This window comes from Tardiphaga sp. 862_B3_N4_1 (assembly GCF_051811085.1).
In the GTDB taxonomy this organism is placed as follows: Bacteria; Pseudomonadota; Alphaproteobacteria; order Rhizobiales; family Xanthobacteraceae; genus Tardiphaga; species Tardiphaga robiniae.
Genome location: NZ_JBPWQB010000001.1, coordinates 1,948,761 through 1,970,747, shown reverse-complemented (window position 1 = coordinate 1,970,747; position 21,987 = coordinate 1,948,761). Strand labels below are relative to the sequence as shown.

The following is a 21,987-nucleotide window of genomic DNA, read 5'->3' as shown; positions in this document are numbered from 1 at the left end:
CTCCGGTTGTTTCCTCCGGAAGCGTGTGAGCAAACGAGCGTTCGGGCAGAGGATTCTGCCGTGCAGCCCGGATGCCACCGGACGGCGATTAAGCCATGCTTCCGTGTGAGATGGGCCGGCTTATAGCCGGATTCCCGGGATAAGCAAGGAAATCTGGTGGCTTCGGCCGGTTTACCGCGCGGGTTGCCAGCTCAAAGCGTTTCGACCATTTCCACCCCGGAAACCGCCTTGATGGCTCCGGCGATCTGCGGGGACACCTGGAACCGGCCTTCGAGCTTGAATTCGACCTCGGTTTGCAGGTCGAGGCGCAGGATCAGCGAGACGTCGCCTCCACCGGCGGCATTGCTCGGCTGCGGTTGGAGGCGTTTTACCAGCGAATCCAGTGCCTTGGTGTCCTTCATGGTCACCCTGAGCCCCTTCTGGGTCTTGGCAGCGGCGGCATCCAGAGGTTCCGCATGGAGAACCCGGGCCCGAACGTCCTCGCCCTGGAGTTCGGCACCGAGTTGCAGCAGCACCGCGGTACCTGGTTCCAGCACGTCGCGGTATTGGGCGAGCCCTTCGGAGAACAGCACCGCCTCGAAATGGCCGGTCGGGTCGGACAGACCCATGATGCCCATCTTGTTGCCGGTCTTGGTCCTCCGCTCCATGCGGGACACGACGGTAGCCGCCACCCTGCCCGCCGTAGCGCCGGTTTTGACCGCGCGGCAGAACTCGGCCCAACTCTGCACCCGCAGTCGCTTCAGGGCGGTCGCATAGTCATCGAGCGGATGGCCGGACAGGAAGAAGCCAATAGCGTCGTATTCCTTGCGCAGCTTCTCCGCCGCCAGCCAGTTGTCGATCTGCGGCAGCATGATGGTCGGCGCATCGGCCGCGCCGCCAAACATGTTTCCCTGACCGATTGTCGTATCCACGTGGGCGCTCTGGCAGGCGGCCAAAATAGCATCCGCGCCGCCATGCACGCGGGCACGATGTGGATCGAGCGTATCGAAGGCGCCGGCCGCAGCGAGTGTTTCGATGATGCGCTTGTTGACGGCGCGTGGGCTCACGCGCGACGCAAAGTCGGCAAGCGACGTGAACAAACCATTCTTGTTGCGCTCGGCGACGATCAGCTCGACGGCGCCAGCGCCGACGCCTTTCAACGCGGCCAGCGCATAATAGATCGTGTTGTCGCTGACCTCGAAGGTGACGCCCGAACGATTGATGTTTGGCGCCTCGACCTTGATACCGAGCCGCTGCGCCTCGGCGCGAAATTCCGACAGCTTGTCGGTGTTGCCCATGTCGAGCGTCATCGACGCCGCAATGAACTCCACCGGATAATGCGCCTTCATATAGGCGGTGTGATACGACACCAGGGCATAGGCCGCCGCGTGGCTCTTGTTGAAGCCATAGTCGGCGAATTTTGCCAGCAGATCGAAGATCGTATCGGCCTGCCCCTTCGGCACGCCGTTCTTGACAGAGCCTGCAACGAAGATCTCGCGCTGCTTTTCCATTTCGGCGCGGATCTTCTTGCCCATCGCGCGGCGCAGCAGGTCGGCGTCACCGAGCGAATAGCCGGCCATGACCTGCGCGATCTGCATCACCTGTTCCTGATAGATGATGACGCCGAAAGTTTCCTTCAGGATCGGCTCGATGATCGGATGCAGATATTCCGGCTCTTCATCGCCATGCTTGCGCGCGCAATAGGTCGGGATGTTCGCCATCGGGCCCGGACGATACAACGCGACGAGCGCGATGATGTCCTCGAAACGGTCGGGCCGCATGTCCACGAGCGCGCGCCGCATGCCCTGGCTTTCCACCTGGAACACGCCGACCACTTCACCGCGCGCCAGCATCTCGTAGCTCTTGGCGTCGGTAATCGGCGTGGTCGCAAGATTGACGTCAATATTGCGCTGCTTGAGTAGCTTCACGGCGACATCGAGCACCGTCAGCGTCTTCAGGCCGAGGAAGTCGAACTTCACGAGACCTGCTGGCTCAACCCATTTCATGTTGAACTGGGTGACCGGCATGTCCGATTTTGGATCGCGATACATCGGCACGAGCTGCGACAGCGGCCGGTCGCCAATCACGATGCCTGCGGCGTGGGTCGAAGCGTGGCGCGTCAGGCCCTCGAGACGCTGGGCGATATCGAAGGCTTTGGCGACGATTGGATCCTCGTCGCGGAGCGCCTGCAGCTTCGGCTCGCCTTCGATCGCCGCAGCCAAGGTCACAGGGGCCGCAGGATTTTGCGGCACCAGCTTGGTCAGCTTGTCGACCTGGCCATAGGGCATCTGCAGCACACGGCCGACGTCGCGCAACACGCCGCGCGCCTGCAGCGTACCGAAGGTGATGATCTGTGCGACCTGATCGCGGCCGTAGCGCTGCTGCACATAGGAGATCACCTCGCCGCGACGATCCTGGCAGAAGTCGATGTCGAAGTCCGGCATCGAGACGCGTTCCGGATTGAGGAAGCGTTCGAACAGAAGATTGAACTGCAAGGGATCGAGATCGGTGATGGTCAAGACCCAGGCGACCAGCGAGCCGGCGCCCGAACCGCGGCCCGGCCCCACCGGAATGCCCTGTGCCTTCGCCCATTTGATGAAGTCGGACACGATCAGGAAGTAACCCGCATAGTTCATGCGGGAGATGACGTTAAGTTCGAAGTCGAGCCGCGCGTGGTATTCCTCCTCGCTCTTGCCCTGTGACACGCCGTGGATCTCGAGACGCTTGCGCAGCCCCTCCTCGGCCTGACGGCGCAACTCGTCGGATTCCTCCTGGGCCGCGCCTTCGGCGTTACTGCCGGCACCGACCGTGAAGCGCGGCAGGATCGGCTTGCGTGTCTTCGGCCGGAACGAGCAGCGCTCGGCGATTTCGACGGTTGATGCCAATGCCTCGGGAATGTCGGCAAACAGAACCGCCATTTCGGCGCGGGTCTTGAAACGATGATCGGTGGTGAGCTGCTCGCGGTCCGTTTCGGCAATGATCCTGCCGCCGGCAATGCACAGCAGTGCGTCATGGGCCTCGTAATCGTCGGCCGCAGCAAAGTACGGCTCGTTGGTCGCCACCAGCGGCAGACCCTTGGCGTAAGCCAAGTCTATCAAACCCGCTTCGGCGCGGCGCTCCTTCTCTGCGCCATGACGCTGCAGTTCGATGTAGAGCCGATCGCCGAATAGCGATGCGAGTCGGTCGCAACGCGCAGCGGCAAGCGCGGATTGATCGGCAAGCAGCGCCTGATTGATCGGACCGTCAGGACCGCCACTCAACGCGATCAGGTCTTCTGTTTCCTCCAGCAGCCATTCCAGCTTGATGTGGGGCGCATGATTGACCGGGGTTTCCAGAAACGCGCGCGAGTTGAGTTTCATCAGGCTCTGATAGCCGCGCTCCTTGGCGGCCAGCAGCACAATGCGCGGCATCACGGCGTTCAGCGCGTTACGGGCGTTGGGATCTTGGTCGCCGAAATCGATGGCGACCTCGCAGCCGGTGATCGGCTGAATGCCGTAGCCCACCAGCTTCTCGGAGAATTCCAGCGCGCCAAACATGTTGTCGCTGTCGGTCAGCGCCAGCGCCGGCTGGTGGTCGGCCTTCGCCAGTTCCGCCAGTTTCTGGATCTTGATCGAGCCCTTCAGCAGCGAATAGGCCGAATGCACGTGCAGATGGACAAATCCGGCATTCGACGCGGCGGCGGGCTTCTGACTCATGGCGTGGGGCGTTCCGGACTTTGCAGCGCCCGATCTGGGCAGTCATCGACACTGGGGATCGCGGCAGCCTGTTCAGGCCGACTCGCTGCCCTATGGTGATGCCTGCCCCCGGCCAAGTCCATGTGAAACCCGCTCGGGCCCGGAAGCGTCCCCGCATTCCCAAGGGAATGCCTGTCATTTCCTAGGGAATACTTGTCATTCCCCGGGAGCGTTCCCGTATCCGCCGGAGAGTGCTTCCCCGGTGTTCCGGCGCCAGCTTCGCAGCCAGCGTCCGGGAGCAGGATCACAGCTGGGGGATCAGTTGCGCCCAAACTGCGATCATGCCGACGAACAGAACGATCGATGCCAGTGCAGCGGCTTCTTCAACAAAGGTCTTCAACATGGTGGCCTCCGTGATCTCTGGAACATATGAAGAACACTGTTCTCATTCTGTTCCTGAGTCAAGCAGCCGATCCGGGCGCGTCGCGCCTCATATTCCGAATGGTTAAGACGGCGAGCCGGCACGCTTTGCGCCCAGCGAGCCAATTCCCTCCTCGCCGGAATCACCTGCGCCGTATTGCGTCGCCTGTGCCGAACAAGCCCTGTTACGGCATGTTTCCGGCGCCAGATGCGGAGCGGAATCCGGCTTTGTGAGTTGACGAATACCTCTCGGACCGGCTTTGTGCCGGTCAGAGATCACATGCAGCCGGCCATCTGAGTCGGCAGGAGAATTCGATGCGCGCAGCCCTGCTTGCTCTGGTCGCCCTCGGCGCCCTCTCGGCCCTCACCGTTACGCCCGCCGCAGCACAGCGCACCGATCCCGGCCCGTTCTCGTTCAACACGCCGAGCGGTTATCCGTTCTGCATGCGCTCCCTCTATGATGACGACGACTGCAGCTACCGCACCTATGCGCAGTGCGCCGCGACGGCATCGGGCATCGGCCTGACCTGCTTTGCCAATCCGGCGCTGGCCTATGCGCAGACCTACGCGCCGCAGCAGCCGCGCGTGAAGCGCAAGCGTAAGAGCAGCTACTGAGCGACGGCGCCGTCCGCGGCGCCTCGCTTTTTCCCTCTCAAATGAAACGAGTGGCGGGGTCAGTCGAGTTCGACGACCTTGCCGTTTTCCAGCGACACCCGCCGATCCATACGGCCGGCCAGTTCCATGTTGTGGGTCGCGATCAGCATCGCCACCTTGGTCGCCTTCACCAGCTGCATCAGCGCCTTGAAGACGTGATCCGCGGTGTGCGGATCGAGATTGCCCGTCGGCTCGTCGGCAAACAACACGCGCGGTGCATTGGCCACCGCGCGGGCAATCGCAACGCGTTGCTGCTCGCCGCCCGACAGCTCCGCAGGGCGATGGGTGATGCGTTCGGCCAGACCCAGATAGGCCAGGATTTCCTTGGCGCGGGCGACCGTCTCGGAGCGCTTCAAGCCACGGATCATCTGCGGCAGCATGACGTTTTCCAGCGCGGTGAATTCCGGCAGCAACCGATGTGACTGGTAGACGAAGCCGATATCGGTGCGGCGGATCTGGGTGCGCTCGGTGTCCGACAGGCCCGAGGTCGCGGTGCCGCCGACATAGACCTCGCCGTCATCCGGGCTCTCGAGCAGGCCGGCAATATGCAGCAGCGTCGACTTGCCCGAGCCGGACGGCGCCACCAGCGCGACAGACTGCCCCGCCCACAATGCCAGCTTGGCATTGTCGAGAATGGTCAGAACGCTTTCGCCCTGGGTGTATTGCCGCTTGATGTCGTGGAGATAGACCACCGGTACATCATCTGCCCCTTGCGCCATATCAGTCACTCACTCGTATCTTAGCGCATCGACGGGATCGAGGCGCGCGGCGCGCCACGACGGGTAGAGGGTCGCCAGGAACGACAGCGTCAGCGCCATGATGACCACCGCGCTGGTTTCGCCGACGTCGACCTCGGCCGGCAGCTTGGACAGGAAATACAGTTCCGGCGAGAACAGCTCCGTGGATGTCATCCAGGAGATGAATTGCCGGATCGTCTCGATGTTGAAGCAGACCAGTAGTCCAACGAAGAAGCCGACCAGCGTGCCGACCACGCCGATCGCAGCACCCGTGATCAGGAACACCCGCATGATCGAGCCTTGAGAGGCGCCCATGGTGCGCAGGATCGCGATGTCGCTGCCCTTGTCCTTCACCAGCATGATCAGGCCGGAGACGATGTTCAGCGCCGCCACCAGTACGATCAGCGTCAGGATCAGGAACATGACGTTGCGCTCGACCTGCAGCGCATTGAAGAAGGTCGAGTTGCGCTGCCGCCAGTCGACGATGAAGATCGGCCGCCCGGCCGTCTCGGTCACGAGCTTGCGATACTCGTCGATCCTGTCGGGATTGTTGGTGTAGACCTCGATGGAGGTCACGTCAGAGGGGCGATTGAAGTATGTCTGCGCCTCGGCCAATGGCATGAACACGAAGGTCGAGTCATATTCCGACATGCCGATCTCGAAGACGGCAGCAACCTTGTAGGGCTTGATGCGCGGGGTCGTGCCCATCGGGGTCACCGCCCCCTTCGGCGAGATCAACGTGATCATGTCGCCGGCATGGATCGAGAGCTGATCTGCCAGCCGCCGACCGATCGCCACACCCTGCCCGTCATCGAAGCCTTCGAGCGTGCCCTGCTTGATGTTCTTGGCGATCGACGTGAGGTTATTGAGATCGCCAGAGCGGATACCGCGGATAAAGATGCCGGCAGCACCGAACGCGGATGATCCCAGTCCCTGGCCATCCACGACCGGCGCCGCGAGACGAATGCCATTCACGCCGCTGATGCGGTCGGCGACATCCTTCCAGTCGGTCAGCGGGCTTTCCAGAGGCTGCACCAGCAGATGCCCGTTGAGGCCGAGGATCTTGTCGAGCAGTTCCTTGCGGAAGCCGTTCATCACGGCCATCACGATGATCAGCGTGGCAACGCCGAGCATGATGCCGAGGAACGAGAAGCCGGCAATGACAGAGATGAATCCCTCTTTACGGCGCGCACGGAGATAGCGTCCGGACAGCAGCCATTCGAAGGCGGCGAAGGGTGGGGTTCGAACTGGCTCGCTCATGGCATCATCCATCGCCCGACTCCCATACGAATCGGGCTTATTCTAGCCGCATCGTGAGTGATGCGGCGACCACGCAGTGGATAAGTCGTCAGGACGTCAGCTTTGCGACGACCTCAGCGGCACTGATATTCTCACGCGAACCGTCATCGCGCCGCTTCAGCTCGACCTTGCCTTCGGCCAGCCCCTTCGGGCCAACGAGGATCTGCCAGGGCACACCGATCAGGTCAGCGGTGGCAAACTTGCCGCCGGCGCGCTGGTCGGTGTCGTCATAGAGCACATCGACGCCCTTGGCCGAGAGCTCCTTGTAGAGCGCCTCGCAGGCCGCATCCGTATCGGCCGAACCCTGCTTCAGGTTGAGGATGGCGGCGCGGAACGGCGCCACTTCCTCGGGCCACTTGATGCCGTTCTCGTCGTGGCAGGCCTCGATGATCGCGCCCAGCAGACGCGACACGCCGACGCCGTAGGAGCCGCCATGGATCGCCGTCTCCGCACCATCGGCGCCGGCGACGGTCGCCTTCATCGCGTCGGAATATTTGGTGCCGAAGTAGAAGATCTGGCCGACTTCGATACCGCGGGTGTTGAGCCGCCGCTCGGCCGGCACTTCGCTTTCGAACCGCGCGGCGTCGTGGACGTCTTCAGTCGCCGCATAGATCGAGGTCCACTGATCGATGATGCCCGTGAGATCACCGCTATAATCGACATCGGCCGGCGGGATCGGCAGATCGAGCACGTTCTTGTCGCAGAACACGCCGGACTCGCCGGTCTCGGCGAGCACGATGAATTCGTGGGAGTGATCGCCGCCGATCGGTCCGGTTTCGGCACGCATCGGGATCGCTTTGAGGCCCATGCGCGCGAAGGTGCGCAGATAGGCGACGAACATCTGATTGTAGGAATGCTTCGCCGCGGCTTCGTCGATGTCGAACGAATAGCCATCCTTCATCAGGAATTCGCGGCCGCGCATCACGCCGAAACGCGGACGCTGCTCGTCGCGGAACTTCCACTGGATGTGGTACAGGTTCAGCGGCAGGCTCTTGTAGGACTTCACATAGCCGCGGAAGATCTCGGTGATCATTTCCTCGTTGGTCGGCCCGTAGAGAAGCTCCCGCTTGTGGCGGTCCACGATGCGCAGCATCTCCGGCCCATAGGCGTCGTAGCGCCCACTTTCGCGCCAGAGATCGGCGAGCTGCAATGTCGGCATCAGGAGCTCGATGGCGCCTGCCCGGTTCTGCTCCTCGCGGACGATCGCCTCGATCTTCTTCAGCACCCGCAGGCCCAGCGGCAGCCAGGCATAGATGCCAGCGGCTTCCTGACGGATCATGCCCGCGCGCAGCATCAGCCGGTGCGAGACGATCTCGGCTTCCTTCGGCGTTTCCTTGAGAATGGGCAGAAAATAGCGCGACAATCGCATGGTTAGGCCTGGGAATCGGAGGGACACGGGAGAACGCGAGTGAAACCGGATCGGCCGCCAAAATACAAGGGCGACAGGTCGGACGCCGGACAGTCTAGGACATGGAGCCGGCAATCGGGGCTTAATTCCGTTCGCCTGGCGAATTGCCTCCCAGGCTGTCAAATATCTCCATTTCCGATGCCGGCCAGGGCGACCCCAGCGGGACCGGAAATCGCGTAAAAGGTCGCGATTCTACCCTTGGCCTAAATTTTGAACACACATTGCCGAAATTGGTGACAAACAAAAAAAGTTAAGCTACGACTCACGCCTCAGGCGGTTCGTAAGGACAGAGTCTGGTGGTCCAAGTCTCGGGAGGAGCCCTGACGCGCTCAAGCAGCGTCAACCCGCTAAGCAAGGATAAAATCCAAAGTTTGGGGTAATAGGGTCGACACAATTTTCCGAGCAGGGCTGCGGCCCTGCTCTTTTTTTTCGACAGATTCCCGACAACGATAGCGACGCTTCATATCGTCCGAGACGCAAAAAAGGCCGGCATCCATGCCGGCCTTTTTTCGAAGATGCAACGCGCTGCGTCCTACAGCGCACCACCCTTCGGCTTGATGCCCGACAGCCACGAACAGACCAGGCCCTGCACCGCGCCGACGATCCCGAATGTAAGAATCTGACGCAGCGGAATCGACACCGACGTCCAGATCAACATCATCCCGATACTCACGACATAGCCAGTCAACGCCGAGGTCAGCACCTTCGGCCATAGCCGCATCTTATCTTCGAGGAACCAGTCCTCGAGCCACATGATCAAGGACGGGATGAGGCCGAACCAATAAGCGAAAGGCAATCCCATGATGAAGCCGGGAAAGCCGCCGATGATCCTGCCGCTGGCAATTTCGCGCAGCTCGAAAACCGCAAAGCCGACAGCCGGCCCAAGCAACAGAAAAAGCAGAAAGCGCTTCATGCGTCAGCTCCGTCACGACACCTGAAAGGACAGATTCCGCAGGCTAAAGATTGCCTCAGATCGGCACACCCATCAGCTTCGAGAGCCTCTCGATGTTGAAGTAGTCCATGCGATACGCATACATGCCGGCCGCGAACAGCACCGCGGAAATCACCGTGGTCCAGATCAGCTTGCGCCCCATCCGGGCCAGCACAGGCGCACCGGGATCGGTGCCGTCGGTGCCCTCGCCGTCCTCATGCTGGCTGCGCACGCCGAATGGCAGCGTCAGGAACAACGTGATCCACCAGATGACGAAATAGACCGCGAGCGACGTCGAGATCGTATAGGCCATCGCGTCCTCAGGACTGTTCGATTTCGGAAGCTTGTTCGATCTCTACCAGCGCGCCCGAGAAATCCTTGGGATGCAGGAACAGCACAGGCTTGCCATGGGCGCCGATCTTCGGCTGGCCGTCGCCAAGCACGCGCGCGCCTTCCTTGATCAGGTTGTCGCGTGCCGCGATGATGTCAGGCACTTCGTAGCAGATGTGATGAATGCCGCCGTCAGGGTTGCGCTCGACGAATTTGGCGATCGGCGAATCCGCGCCGAGCGGCTGGATGAATTCGAGCTTGGTATTCGGCAGCGTCGCGAATACCGTGATCACGCCATGCTCCGGCAGCGGCACGGTCGCGGAAATCTCAGCGCCGAAGGCGGTGCCGTAGATCTTCGCAGCTTTCTCCGCATCGGCGACGGCAATCGCCACATGATTGAGCCGGCCCAGCATGGTGTCCTCCGTAGTCTTTGTTTCTTTGCTTTTAGTCTTCGACCTGCAGGATGTGAACGTAACACATCGTCTTCTTGCCCCATTGATCGGCGAGTGACGAGCGGACGGCGCGTCGCACCGACTCCGCCATCGCATCGGGATCCCGCTTGCGCGCCTTGGGCAGGTTCTCGACGATGTTGACGACGATGTCGAACACGACATCCTCCATCACCTCGCCCTTGAGGTTCTTTTCGGGAATGCCGATCAGGTCGACCGCAGGGTCATCGACCAGTTCGCCCTTCATGGTCACGGCCAATGCCACGAACGCACAGCCGGCAAAGGACAGCCGGCGCCGCTCGCTCACCGCGCGGGACTTGGAGTCCTCGAGGATGAGGCCGTCCTTGAACATGCGGCCCGACGGCAGTTCGTCGATGACGGCAGCATCGCCTGGCGCCAAGCGCACGAGGTCGCCGTTCTTGACGATCATGGTGCGCGGCACGCCGCAGGCGCGCGCGAGCTTGGCATGCTCATGCAGATGCAACGCCTCGCCATGGACGGGGATCAACAATTGCGGCCGCACCCAGGAAATCATGTCGCGTAATTCGTCGCGGCGCGGATGGCCCGACACATGCACCAACGCATCGCGATCGGTGATCACCTCGATGCCCTGCGTGACAAGACCGTTGATGATGGTGCCGACCGCCTTCTCGTTGCCTGGAATGGTCCGCGACGAGAAGATCACCGTATCGCCCTTGTTGAGGGTCACCATCGGATGATCGTCGCTGGCGATACGTGCCAGCGCCGCGCGCGCTTCACCCTGGCTGCCCGTGCACAGCGCCACCACCTTGTCCGGCGGGAAATGGCCGTAATAGTCGGCGTTACGGAAAGCCGGCAGTCCATCGAGATAGCCGCATTCGCGGGCCACCTGCACGACGCGCTCCATAGCGCGGCCGACCAGCACCACTTCGCGGCCCGCGGCCTGCGCCGCTTCGGCAACGGCCCGCAACCGCGCCACGTTCGATGCGAAGGTCGTGACGGCGACGCGGCCCTTGGCAGCCTTCACCAGTTTGGTGAGCGTCGCGGCAACCTCCGTTTCGGACGGTGAGCGGCCATCGCGCACCGCATTCGTGGAGTCGCCGATGATGGCCAGTACGCCGGCATCACCGAGTTCGCGCAGCCGCTTTTCGTCGGTTGGCAGGCCGATGATCGGTGTCGGATCGATCTTCCAGTCACCGGTATGCAGCACGGTGCCGAGCGGTGTGTGCAGCGCGATCGCATGGGATTCCGGAATCGAATGCGCGACCGGAATGAACTCGATATCGAACGGGCCGAGATTGATGCGGCCGCCCGACGGCACCACGGTGACGGGGATCTTCGGCGGGTTGCGCTCGCTGGCGCATTTGGCTTCGAACAATGCGGCGCTGAACTGCGTCGCATAGATTGGGCATTTCAACTTGGGCCACAGATCAATGATGGCGCCGAAATGGTCCTCATGGGCGTGGGTGAGCACGAGACCGACGAGATTCTTCTTTTCCTTTTCCAGGAAGCGCACGTCGGGCATCACCAGATCGATGCCGGGCAGATGCTCCTCGTCACCGAAATAGACGCCGAGGTCGATCGCCAGCCACTTCCCGGCCAGGCCATAGATCGACAGGTTCATGCCAATCTGGCCGACGCCTCCCAGCGGTGCGAAGGTCAATTCGTTGGGTCGCGTCATTTGCGTACTGTCCTTGTCGACGCGGCCGATCCGAAATGAACGTCGCCGGCGGTAATAGGGATTCGCCGGCGATCCGCTGTCGCGACAATCATACAACCGGCCTCATCAATGGTGTCGAAAATTCCCGAAATCGTCTGTACCCCGTTGTCCACGGACACCGGCTGACCGATCCCTGCTGCGCGCTCCAGCCACTGTCGCCGGATCTCGGCAAACCCGCGGCCGGAATCCCAGATGCCGCGCATCTCCTGCCAGGTGTCCGAAAGCGCCGCAAACAGGTCTTCGGCGCTGGCGCTGACGCCCATCGCATGCAGGCAAGCAACCGGATAAGGCATATTGTCGGGGGCCGCCACCACATTGGTGCCGATGCCGACGACAACAGCAAGCTGGCCGTTCGGCGCTGCCTCCGCCTCCAGATTCATTCCGACCAGCTTGTGCCCGCCTGCCAGAACGTCGTTCGGCCATTTCAGCCGATAATCATTCGCGGCCGACTGCGGCGCCCGCATCGCGGCTTCGACGCTGATCTGTCGGAGCGCCTTCTCAACGGCGACACCGGCCGCAAAGCCCAGCGTCGCCGCAACTGAGGGCGTCACATCAAGAACTTCGAGCACCGAGCTGGCGAGGTTCCCGCGGGGAGCGACCCACGGCCGATGCCGTCGCCCACGTCCCGCGGTCTGTTCCGTTGTGACAAACCACATCGGACCGCGCTCGCCTGCGCGCGCGCGGTCCATGGCTTCCGTATTGGTCGAACCGGTTGTGTCGAATGCGGCGAGCTTCGTGCCCGCCGCGAGGGCTCGGGGACCGAGCGAAAATGCCATCTAGAACAGCGACTTCGCTGCGAATGCCGCCGCGCTGACCAGAGGCGCCGGATAGACGAAGAACAGCACGTTGAAGAGACCCGCCACTGCCAGCACCGTGCGCAGTTCAACGCGCATCGGATCGAGCTTCCCGACCGGCTCGTCGAAATACATGAGCTTCACGATGGACAGATAGTAGAACGCGCCCACCACGCTGGCCAACACGCCAACCACGGCCAGTACGAACAGGCCCGACTTGATGGCCGCCATGAAGACGTAGAACTTGCCGAAGAAGCCGGCCAGCGGCGGCACGCCTGCCAGCGAGAACAGGAACATCGCGAAGAAGAAGGCGATGATCGGATTGGTGCGCGACAGGCCAGCGAAATCCTTGATCGTCTCAACGGGCTGGCCATTGCGCTTCATGGTCAGGATGATGGCGAAGGTGCCGAGGGTCATCGCGACATAGATCGCGATATAGACCAGCACGCCCTGCGCACCCTCCTGCGTGCCGGCGGCAAGGCCGACCAGCGCGAAGCCCATGTGGCCGATCGACGAATAGGCCATCAGGCGCTTGATGTTAGTCTGGCCGATGGCGGCGAACGAGCCCAGTACCATCGAGGCCAGCGACACGAACACCACGACCTGCTGCCATTGCACCACGATGCCCGGGAACGCGGTCAGCGTGACGCGGGTGAACACAGCGAGTGCCGCAACCTTCGGGGCCGAGGCGAAGAAGGCGGTGACGGGCGTCGGTGCGCCTTCGTAGACATCGGGCGTCCACATGTGGAACGGCACGGCCGAAACCTTGAAACAGAGGCCGGCAAGCAGAAACACCAGGCCGAACACCAGGCCGATATTGCCGGTCTTGGCTTCGGCGGCGATGCCGGCGAAGGACACCGTGCCGGTAAAGCCGTAGATCATAGAAGCGCCGTAGAGCAGCATGCCGGACGACAGCGCGCCCAGCACAAAATACTTCAGGCCGGCTTCGGTCGACTTTGCATTGTCGCGGTTGGAGGCTGCGACGACGTAGAGCGCAAGGCTCATCAGTTCGAGGCCGAGATACAGCATGATCAGGTCGCCGGCCGAGATCAGCACCATCATGCCGAGCGTCGAGAGCAGCACCAGAATGGCGTATTCGAAAATGCGACGGGACTGGTCCGCGAGGAATTCACGGGACAGGATCAGCGTCACGGCCGACGCGATAATCGCCAGCACCTTCAGGAAGCGCGCATAATCGTCGACGATGAAGCTGCCGCCGAAAGTGACATGCTTGCCCGCGGGCAGCATGATTTCAGCCGCGCCGACCACCACCAGCAGGCAGACGGCGAGCGTCGTGACGAGACCCGTGACCTTCGGTCCGTTGAAGGCACCGATCATCAGCAGCACCATGGCGCCAACCGCGAGCATCAGCTCCGGCAGTACGGGCAGCAGGGAATATCCGGCGGTCGTAATCGTCATTGCGCGTTATCCTGATCTGCTGCGGTCATTGCAGCAGCGCGGCTGCCTTCACGGCAGACGTTGCAGCAGCGTAATTGTTAACGAGGAGCTGGATCGAAGCCGCCGACATGTCGAGCACCGGCTTCGGATAGACTCCGAACAGAATGGTGAGAATGACCAGCGGCACCAGCACCAGGCCTTCCCGGAACGTGATGTCCTTGATGCCCTGCAGCGCAGGCTTGGTCAGTTCGCCGAACACGACCTTGCGGTACAGCCACAGTGCATAGGCCGCCGACAGGATCACGCCGATGCTGGCGAATGTCGCCGTCGGGATCGAGACCTTGAAGGTGCCGATCAGCGTGAGGAATTCACCGACGAAGCCGGAGGTGCCGGGCAGACCGACATTGGCCATGGTGAAGACCATGAACAGCGCCGCATAGATCGGCATCCGGTTGACGAGGCCGCCATAGGCCGCGATCTCGCGGGTGTGCAAGCGGTCGTAGACGACGCCGACGCAGAGGAACAGCGCGCCCGACACGATGCCGTGCGACACCATCTGGAACACTGCGCCGGAGACGCCCTGTGTCGTGCCGGCGAAGATGCCCATGGTCACATAGCCCATATGCGCGACCGACGAGTAGGCGATCAGCTTTTTGATGTCTTCCTGCATCAGCGCGACCAGCGACGTGTAGACGATCGCGATCACGGAGAGCGTCCAGACCATCGGCGCGAAATAGAGAGAGGCATCCGGGAACATCGGCAGCGAGAAGCGCAGGAAGCCGTAACCGCCCATCTTCAGCATGATCGCGGCCAGCACGACCGAACCTGCCGTCGGCGCTTCCACGTGTGCGTCTGGCAGCCAGGTATGCACTGGCCACATCGGCATCTTGACCGCGAAGGATGCGAAGAATGCCAGCCACGCCCATGTCTGCAGGCTGCGCGGCACGGCGGTGTGCATCAGCGTCGGGATGTCGGTTGTGCCCGCATTCCAATACAGCGCCATGATGGCCAGCAGCATCAGCACCGAGCCGAGGAACGTGTAGAGGAAGAACTTGAACGAGGCGTAGACCCGGCGCGGGCCGCCCCAGATGCCGATGATCAGGAACATCGGGATCAGGCCGCCTTCGAAGAACAGATAGAACAGCACCAAATCCAGCGCCGAGAAGGTGCCGATCATCAGCGTTTCCAGGAACAGGAACGCGATCATGTATTCGCGGACACGCTTGGTGACCGACTTCCAGCTGCACAGGATGCAGAACGGCATCAGGGCCGTGGTCAGGATCACGAAGGGCAGCGAAATGCCGTCCACACCCATATGGTAGTTGATGGTCGCGGCCAGCCAGGGCGCCTTTTCGACAAACTGGAAGTCGCCGTTCGACGGGTCGAAGCGCATCACCAGGATCAGCGAGACCGCAAAAGTGATCAGCGTGGTCCAGAGCGCGATCCAGCGCGCATTGCCCTGCGCAGCCTCGTCGTCGCCGCGGCTGAGATAGATCAGGATCGCGCCGACGATCGGCAAGAAGGTGACGACCGAAAGAACCGGCCATGTCATGACGGACGCCATTGTTACTGGCCCCCCAGGCCGAAGATAAACCAGGTGATCAACCCGGCGACGCCGATCAGCATCGCGAAGGCATAGTGATAGAGGTAGCCGGTCTGCAGCTTAACCACGCCGCGCGTGATATTGAGCACGCGGGCCGAGACACCATCAGGCCCGAGGCCGTCGATGATCATGCCGTCGCCCTTCTTCCAGAGGAAGTGGCCGATCCACTTGGCCGGGCGGACGAAGATGATCTCGTAGAACTCGTCGAAGTACCACTTGTTGAGCAGGAACTTGTAGAGCAGCGGATGCTGGTTCGCGAGCTCGACAGGCAAATACGGCTTGCGAACATAGAACAGGTACGAAATCAGGAAACCGAGCACCATCATCACGGTCGGCACATACGGCACCCAGCCCGGGATGTGATGCATCTCCTCGATGATGTGCGGGTTCATCTTCAGCGATTCCCGGAAGAACTCGCCGACGTGATGACCGGCAAACAGCTCCTTGAACGGGAAGCCTGCGGCGAACGATCCGATGCCCAGCACGGCCAGCGGGACCAGCATCCACAGCGGCGCTTCATGCGCTGCATCGTAATGCTTCTTGTCGTGCGGCTCGCCATGGAACGTCTTGAACACCAGACGCCATGAATAGAACGAGGTCAGCAGCGCAGCGACCACGGTCATCAGGAAGCCGTAGAAGGCGAACTGGGTGTGCGAGGCGTAAGCCGCTTCGATGATCGCGTCCTTCGAGAAGTAGCCGGCCGTGAACGGGAATCCGGTCAGCGCCAGCGTGCCGATGGTCATCATCGCGTAAGTGAACGGGATCTTGTTCCACAGGCCACCCATCTTGCGGATGTCCTGTTCGTGATGCATCGCGTAGATCACCGAGCCTGAGCCCAGGAACAGCAGCGCCTTGAAGAAGGCATGCGTGAACAGGTGGAACATGGCGACCGAGTAAGCCCCCGTCCCTAGCGCCACGAACATGTAACCGAGCTGCGAACAGGTCGAGTAAGCGACGATGCGCTTGATGTCGTTCTGCACCAGACCGATGGTCGCGGCGAAGAATGCCGTGGTCGCGCCGACCAGCATCACGACGGCCTGCGCGTTCGGCGCAAGTTCAAACAGCGGCGACATGCGCGCCACCATGAAGACGCCCGCGGTGACCATGGTCGCCGCGTGGATCAGCGCCGACACAGGCGTCGGGCCTTCCATCGCGTCCGGCAACCAGGTGTGCAGCAGGAACTGGGCCGACTTGCCCATCGCGCCGACGAACAGCAGCAGACAGGTCAGTGTCAGCGCATCGGCGTGCCAGCCGAAGAAGTTGATCGTCTTGCCGGTCAGGCTAGGCGCGCTGGCAAAGATGGTGTCGAGATCGGTCGAGCCGACCAGCATGAACAGCGCGAAGATGCCGAGCAGGAAGCCGAAATCGCCGACGCGGTTGACCACGAAGGCCTTGATCGCCGCCGCATTGGCCGAGGGCTTCTTGAACCAGAAACCGATCAGCAGGTAGCTGGCCAGACCCACGCCTTCCCAGCCGAAGAACAGCTGCAGCAGGTTATCCGCGGTCACCAGCATCAGCATCATGAAAGTGAACAGCGACAGATACGCCATGAAGCGTGGCCGGTTCGGATCGTCTTCCATATAGCCGAGCGAATAGATGTGAACGAGCGACGACACCGTGGTGACGACGACGAGCATCACGGCGGTCAGCGTGTCGACGCGCAGCGTCCAGGACAGCTGCAGATCGCCTGAATTGATCCAGTTCAGCAGTACGACGCGGGCATCGTGATGCATGAAGGCGACATCGACGAAGGTCATCCAGGACAGCACCGCCGACACCACCAGAAGACCGGCGGTGATCAGCTCGGCTGCACGCGAGCCGAGCGCGGCCGGCTCGGCAACGTGGTGATGGTCGTCGTGATCATCGTGACCATGATCGTCATGCCCATGCGCAGCATGTGCATGCGCGCTGGCATCGCCGTGACCGTGGTCGTCATGCGCATGGTCCATCTCGTCGCCGCTCGGGTTACGCCCATGCGCACCCAGAATGGCGATGAAGCCTGCGATCAGCGCGCCGATCAGCGGCAGGAATACAAGAGCCTGGATCATAACTGGCTCAGCCCTTCATCAGATTGACGTCTTCAACCGCGATCGAGCCGCGGTTGCGGAAATAGACCACCAGCACGGCGAGACCGATCGCTGCTTCCGCAGCGGCCACGGTCAGCACAAGCAGCGCGAACACCTGCCCGACGATGTCGCCGAGGAAGGTCGAGAACGCCACCATGTTGATGTTGACGGCGAGCAGGATCAGCTCGATCGACATCAGGATGACGATGATGTTCTTGCGGTTCAGGAAGATGCCGAGAATGCCCAGCGTGAACAGGATCGCTGCGACCGCCAGATAGTGTCCGAGACCGATCGTCATTTGACCCAGCTCCCCGCGTCGGCGTCCTGCAGGCCCTGCCCGGTCGCGACCTTGCGCACTTCCATCGCCAGTTCCGGATTGCGCGCGTTCTGCACATTGATGTCCTGGCGCCGGACTTTGACCTTGTGACGCAGCGTCAGCACGATCGCGCCGATCATCGCCACCAGCAGCACCATGCCGGCCAGCTGGAAGTAATGGATGTACTTCGTATAGAGCACGAGGCCGAGCGCCTCGGTATTGCTCACATTCGTCGGGATGGCCGCCGTGATCGACTTGGTGACGTTCGGGTTCATCACCCAACCACCTGCGACCAGCAGCAATTCGGCAAGGAAGATCGCGCCGATCACCAGACCAAACGGCAGATACTGAATGAAGCCTTCGCGCAGCTGCGTGAAGTCGACGTCGAGCATCATGATGACGAACAGGAACAGCACCGCGACGGCGCCGACATAGACGACGATCAGCAGCATCGCCAGGAATTCGGCGCCCATCAGCACAAACAAGCCCGAGGCGTTGACGAAGGCCAGGATCAGGAACAGCACGGAATGCACGGGATTGCGCGAGGCAATCACCATGACCGCGGAAGCCACGCAGATGCTGGCGAACAGATAGAAGAACAATGCGGGAAGGATCATCTGGTCACCTTACCGGTACGGCGCGTCGAGTTCGATTGACTTCGCAATCTCGCGCTCCCAGCGGTCGCCGTTGGCGAGCAATTTCGCCTTGTCATAGTAGAGTTCCTCACGCGTCTCGGTGGCGAACTCGAAGTTCGGTCCCTCGACGATCGCATCCACCGGACAGGCCTCCTGGCACAGTCCGCAATAGATGCATTTCACCATGTCGATGTCATAGCGCACGGTACGGCGCGTCCCATCGTTGCGGCGCGGGCCGGCTTCGATGGTGATGGCCTGTGCCGGACACACCGCTTCGCAGAGCTTGCAGGCGATGCAGCGCTCTTCACCGTTCGGATAGCGGCGCAATGCGTGCTCGCCACGGAAACGCGGCGAGATCGGCCCCTTCTCGAACGGATAGTTCAGCGTCGGCTTCGGCTTGAAGAAATACCGCATGGCGAGGACGAACGCCGAAACGAACTCCGCCAGCAGAAGCGAATGAGCTGTTGCCCTGATATTCATAGTGACCTCATTTCGGAGCAAGGCCCCCGAATTGCAGCACGGCAGCGACGATGATGACGTACGCCAACGACAGCGGCAGAAACACCTTCCAGCCCAGACGCATCAGCTGGTCATAGCGGTAGCGCGGCACGATCGCCTTCGCCATCGCAATCAGGAAGAACATGAACATCACCTTGATGGCGAACCAGATGATGCCTGGCACCCAGGTGAATGGCGCGAACGGGATCGGCGACAGCCAACCGCCGAGAAACAGGATCGTTGCCAGCGCGCACATGGTGACGATGGCAACATATTCGCCGAGCATGAACAGCAGATACGGGGTCGAGCCGTATTCGGTCATGAAGCCCGCGACCAGTTCCGATTCCGCTTCGACGAGGTCGAAGGGCGGACGGTTGGTTTCAGCCAGCGCCGAGACGTAGAAGATCACGAACATCGGGAACAGCGGGATCCAGTACCAGCCGAGAATGCCCCACTTCGAATCCTGCGCGGCGACGATGGCCGTCAGGTTCAGCGAACCGACGCAGAGCAGGACGGTGATGATGACGAAGCCGATCGAGACTTCGTAGGACACCATCTGCGCGGCGGCGCGCAGCGCCGACAGGAACGGATATTTCGAGTTCGACGACCAGCCGGCCATGATGATGCCGTAGACCGACAGCGACGAGATCGCGAAGATATAGAGCACGCCGACATTGATGTCGGAGATCACCCAGCCGAGATCCATCGGGATCACCGCCCAGGCCGCCAGCGCGAGCACGCAGGACACCAGCGGCGCCAGCAGGAACACGCCCTTGTTGGAGCTGGAAGGAACCACGGGCTCCTTCAACACGAATTTCAGCAAATCCGCGAAGGATTGCAGCAGGCCGAATGGCCCGACCACGTTGGGGCCACGGCGGATCTGTACCGCCGCCCAGATCTTGCGATCAGCCAGCAGGATGTAGGCAATCGCAATCAATAGCACCACGAGCACAAGGAGGCTCTGCGCGACCATGATGATCAGCGGCCACAGGGTGCTTGTCCAGAATTCAGCCATCGGTTTACTCCGCCGCCGTCAGCATCTGGCCGGAGGCCAGGCGGGAGCATTCCGCCATGATGGCTGACGCACGCGCGATCGGGTTGGTCAGGTAGAAGTCCTCAACGGAGGCCTTGAACGGTGTCTTGTCGACGGTGCCGCCCTTGCCCGCAAGGGTCTTGATCGCACCGGCATCGCCGGCCTCGATCTGATCGATGCGCATCAGGTGCGGTGCAGCCTTGAAGATCGCCTGCCGCAGCGCAGCCAGCGAGTCGTAAGGCAGCTTGTGGCCGAGCACGTCGGACAATGCGCGGATCACTGCCCAGTCCTCGCGGGCATCGCCCGGCGGGAAACCGGCGCGCTCCGCCATCTGCACGCGGCCTTCGGTGTTGACGAAGATGCCGGACTTTTCGGTATAGGCCGCACCCGGCAGGATCACGTCGGCGCGATGCGCACCGCGGTCACCATGGGTGCCGATGTAGACGACGAAGGTGCCGTCGGCGACTTTCACGTCGTCGGCGCCGAGCGAGAACAGCACGTCGAGCGAACCGGCCGACGTCATCTGCGCGAGGCTCAGGCTGCCCGAGGTCGGCGCGAAGCCGATATCGAGCGCGCCGACCGTCGAGGCTGCTGTCTGCAGCACCGCAAAACCGTTCCAGCCGTCCTTGATCACGCCGAAGTCCGACGCGAGCTTGGCAGCCGCCGCCAGTACCGCAGCGCCATCGGCACGTGCGGCTACACCGGCGCCAACCAGCACGATCGGGTGCTTGGCGTTCTTCAGCACATCGGCGAAGGCGTTCTTGCCGGCGGCGAGTTCGGCCAGCGAGTCCGTGCCGGCGCCGAGATAGTCGTAGCGATAGGTCAGATCAGCCTTCTCGCCGATCACGCCGACCTTCAATGCACCGGTGCGCCATGCCTTGCGGATGCGCGCGTTGAGAACGGCGGCTTCCTTGCGCGGATTGGCGCCCACGATCAGCAGCGCATCGGCCTGCTCGATGCCGGCGATGGTCGGGTTGAAAATGTAGGACGCGCGGCCAGTGGCCGTGTCGAACGCGCCCGCGCTCTGGGTCGCCAGATTGGCAGAACCCATGCTTGCGAGCAGTTGCTTCAGCGCGAACATTTCCTCGACGGCGGCGAGATCGCCAGCGATGGCGCCGATCTTCTTGCTGCCGGCAACCTTCGAAGCGATGGCACTGAACGCTTCAGCCCAGGTCGCAGCGCGCAGCTTGCCGTTGTCGCGGATATACGGACGATCGAGGCGCTGCGTGCGCAGGCCGTCGACGATGTGGCGCGTCTTGTCGGAGATCCATTCCTCGTTCACGGCCTCATTGACGCGCGGCAGGATGCGCATCACTTCGCGGCCACGGGTATCGACGCGGATCGCCGAACCGACGGCATCCATGACGTCGATGGACTGGGTCTTGCCGAGCTCCCACGGACGCGCGGCGAAAGCGTAAGGCTTCGAGGTCAGCGCACCGACCGGGCAGATATCGACCAGGTTGCCCTGCAGCTCCGAGGTCAGCGCCGTTTCGAGGAACGAGGTGATTTCCATGTCCTCGCCGCGACCGGTGGCACCCATTTCCGGCACGCCGCAGATTTCTGCAGCAAAGCGGACGCAGCGCGTGCACTGGATGCAGCGATTCATCGAGGTCTTCACCAGCGCGCCGAGATACTTGTCCTCGACGGCACGCTTGTTTTCGGCAAAGCGCGACGTGTCGACGCCATAGCCCATGGCCTGGTCCTGAAGATCGCACTCGCCGCCCTGATCGCAGATCGGGCAATCCAGCGGGTGGTTGATCAGCAGAAATTCCATCACGCCTTCGCGTGCCTTCTTGACCATCGGCGAACGGGTCGAGATTTCCGGCGGTTCTCCCTTGGGACCAGGCCGGCAATCACGCACGCCCCAGGCGCAGCTCGCGACCGGCTTCGGTCCGCCCTTCACCTCGACCAGGCACATGCGGCAATTGCCGGCGATCGACAGGCGCTCGTGGTAGCAGAAGCGCGGGATTTCGGCGCCGGCGGCTTCACACGCCTGCAGCAGCGTGTATTCCGCGGGGACCTCGATCTCTTTGCCGTCGATGATCAGTTTCGTCATAGCCATGC

Annotated in this window: 18 protein-coding genes; 1 reads left to right on the top strand and 17 read right to left on the bottom strand. The window is 62.1% G+C overall.

The genetic code is table 11. From position 1 onward, the window contains the following. Window positions 1–191: 191 nt before the first annotated feature. Window positions 192–3,674: a DNA polymerase III subunit alpha gene (dnaE, locus tag AB8B02_RS09190; RefSeq protein ID WP_089264548.1), complete on the bottom strand. Its 3,483-nt coding sequence runs from the start codon at window positions 3,672–3,674 to the stop codon at window positions 192–194. A 714-nt stretch (window positions 3,675–4,388) separates the two neighbouring features. On the opposite strand from dnaE, the gene AB8B02_RS09185 reads away from it, so the two are divergent. After that, a complete protein-coding gene (locus AB8B02_RS09185) occupies window positions 4,389–4,688 on the top strand; it encodes a DUF3551 domain-containing protein (protein WP_175367092.1) in 300 nt (99 codons plus the stop codon). Window positions 4,689–4,747: 59 nt separating this feature from the next. Here the strand turns inward: AB8B02_RS09185 and AB8B02_RS09180 are convergent, their stop codons facing one another. The 16 genes from AB8B02_RS09180 to nuoG form a co-directional block, all read right to left on the bottom strand. After that, entirely contained in the window at window positions 4,748–5,446 is a 699-nt protein-coding gene (locus tag AB8B02_RS09180; protein WP_068730961.1) for an ABC transporter ATP-binding protein, read from the bottom strand. Between the two features lie 9 nt (window positions 5,447–5,455). Beyond that, window positions 5,456–6,736, bottom strand: a complete 1,281-nt coding sequence (locus AB8B02_RS09175; protein WP_439058219.1) for a lipoprotein-releasing ABC transporter permease subunit — start codon at window positions 6,734–6,736, stop codon at window positions 5,456–5,458. A gap of 76 nt (window positions 6,737–6,812) precedes the next feature. Next, window positions 6,813–8,132, bottom strand: a complete 1,320-nt coding sequence (proS, locus tag AB8B02_RS09170; RefSeq protein ID WP_439058218.1) for a proline--tRNA ligase — start codon at window positions 8,130–8,132, stop codon at window positions 6,813–6,815. A gap of 571 nt (window positions 8,133–8,703) precedes the next feature. Continuing rightward, window positions 8,704–9,084, bottom strand: coding sequence for a hypothetical protein (locus AB8B02_RS09165; RefSeq protein WP_315841859.1), 381 nt, complete (start codon window positions 9,082–9,084; stop codon window positions 8,704–8,706). 55 nt (window positions 9,085–9,139) lie between these two features. Then, entirely contained in the window at window positions 9,140–9,415 is a 276-nt protein-coding gene (locus tag AB8B02_RS09160) for a DUF1467 family protein (RefSeq protein WP_315841858.1), read from the bottom strand. A gap of 7 nt (window positions 9,416–9,422) precedes the next feature. Continuing rightward, window positions 9,423–9,845: a methylmalonyl-CoA epimerase gene (mce, locus tag AB8B02_RS09155; protein ID WP_439063765.1), complete on the bottom strand. Its 423-nt coding sequence runs from the start codon at window positions 9,843–9,845 to the stop codon at window positions 9,423–9,425. Between the two features lie 31 nt (window positions 9,846–9,876). Then, complete coding sequence (locus tag AB8B02_RS09150) at window positions 9,877–11,541, bottom strand: ribonuclease J (protein ID WP_089264553.1); 1,665 nt, start codon at window positions 11,539–11,541, stop codon at window positions 9,877–9,879. Continuing rightward, window positions 11,538–12,356 (bottom strand): biotin--[acetyl-CoA-carboxylase] ligase, encoded by an 819-nt coding sequence (locus AB8B02_RS09145; RefSeq protein ID WP_439063764.1) that lies wholly within the window; start codon window positions 12,354–12,356, stop codon window positions 11,538–11,540. Before AB8B02_RS09145 ends, AB8B02_RS09150 begins: the two co-directional genes overlap by 4 nt. Beyond that, on the bottom strand, window positions 12,357–13,793 hold the full coding sequence (nuoN, locus tag AB8B02_RS09140) for an NADH-quinone oxidoreductase subunit NuoN (RefSeq protein ID WP_120290021.1): 1,437 nt from the start codon (window positions 13,791–13,793) through the stop codon (window positions 12,357–12,359). 25 nt (window positions 13,794–13,818) lie between these two features. After that, window positions 13,819–15,324: an NADH-quinone oxidoreductase subunit M gene (locus AB8B02_RS09135; RefSeq protein ID WP_414716891.1), complete on the bottom strand. Its 1,506-nt coding sequence runs from the start codon at window positions 15,322–15,324 to the stop codon at window positions 13,819–13,821. Window positions 15,325–15,338: 14 nt separating this feature from the next. Further along, window positions 15,339–17,423, bottom strand: coding sequence for an NADH-quinone oxidoreductase subunit L (nuoL, locus tag AB8B02_RS09130; RefSeq protein ID WP_439063763.1), 2,085 nt, complete (start codon window positions 17,421–17,423; stop codon window positions 15,339–15,341). Window positions 17,424–17,430: 7 nt separating this feature from the next. Further along, on the bottom strand, window positions 17,431–17,739 hold the full coding sequence (gene nuoK / locus AB8B02_RS09125) for an NADH-quinone oxidoreductase subunit NuoK (RefSeq protein WP_068730883.1): 309 nt from the start codon (window positions 17,737–17,739) through the stop codon (window positions 17,431–17,433). Next, entirely contained in the window at window positions 17,736–18,374 is a 639-nt protein-coding gene (locus AB8B02_RS09120) for an NADH-quinone oxidoreductase subunit J (RefSeq protein WP_068730884.1), read from the bottom strand. The genes nuoK and AB8B02_RS09120 overlap by 4 nt, the downstream gene beginning before the upstream one ends. Before the next feature lie 9 nt (window positions 18,375–18,383). Further along, window positions 18,384–18,872 (bottom strand): NADH-quinone oxidoreductase subunit NuoI, encoded by a 489-nt coding sequence (nuoI, locus tag AB8B02_RS09115; protein ID WP_089264557.1) that lies wholly within the window; start codon window positions 18,870–18,872, stop codon window positions 18,384–18,386. A 7-nt stretch (window positions 18,873–18,879) separates the two neighbouring features. Further along, window positions 18,880–19,905: an NADH-quinone oxidoreductase subunit NuoH gene (nuoH, locus tag AB8B02_RS09110; protein ID WP_089264558.1), complete on the bottom strand. Its 1,026-nt coding sequence runs from the start codon at window positions 19,903–19,905 to the stop codon at window positions 18,880–18,882. A gap of 4 nt (window positions 19,906–19,909) precedes the next feature. Beyond that, entirely contained in the window at window positions 19,910–21,979 is a 2,070-nt protein-coding gene (nuoG, locus tag AB8B02_RS09105) for an NADH-quinone oxidoreductase subunit NuoG (protein ID WP_439064616.1), read from the bottom strand. Between the last annotated feature and the right edge of the window lie 8 nt (window positions 21,980–21,987).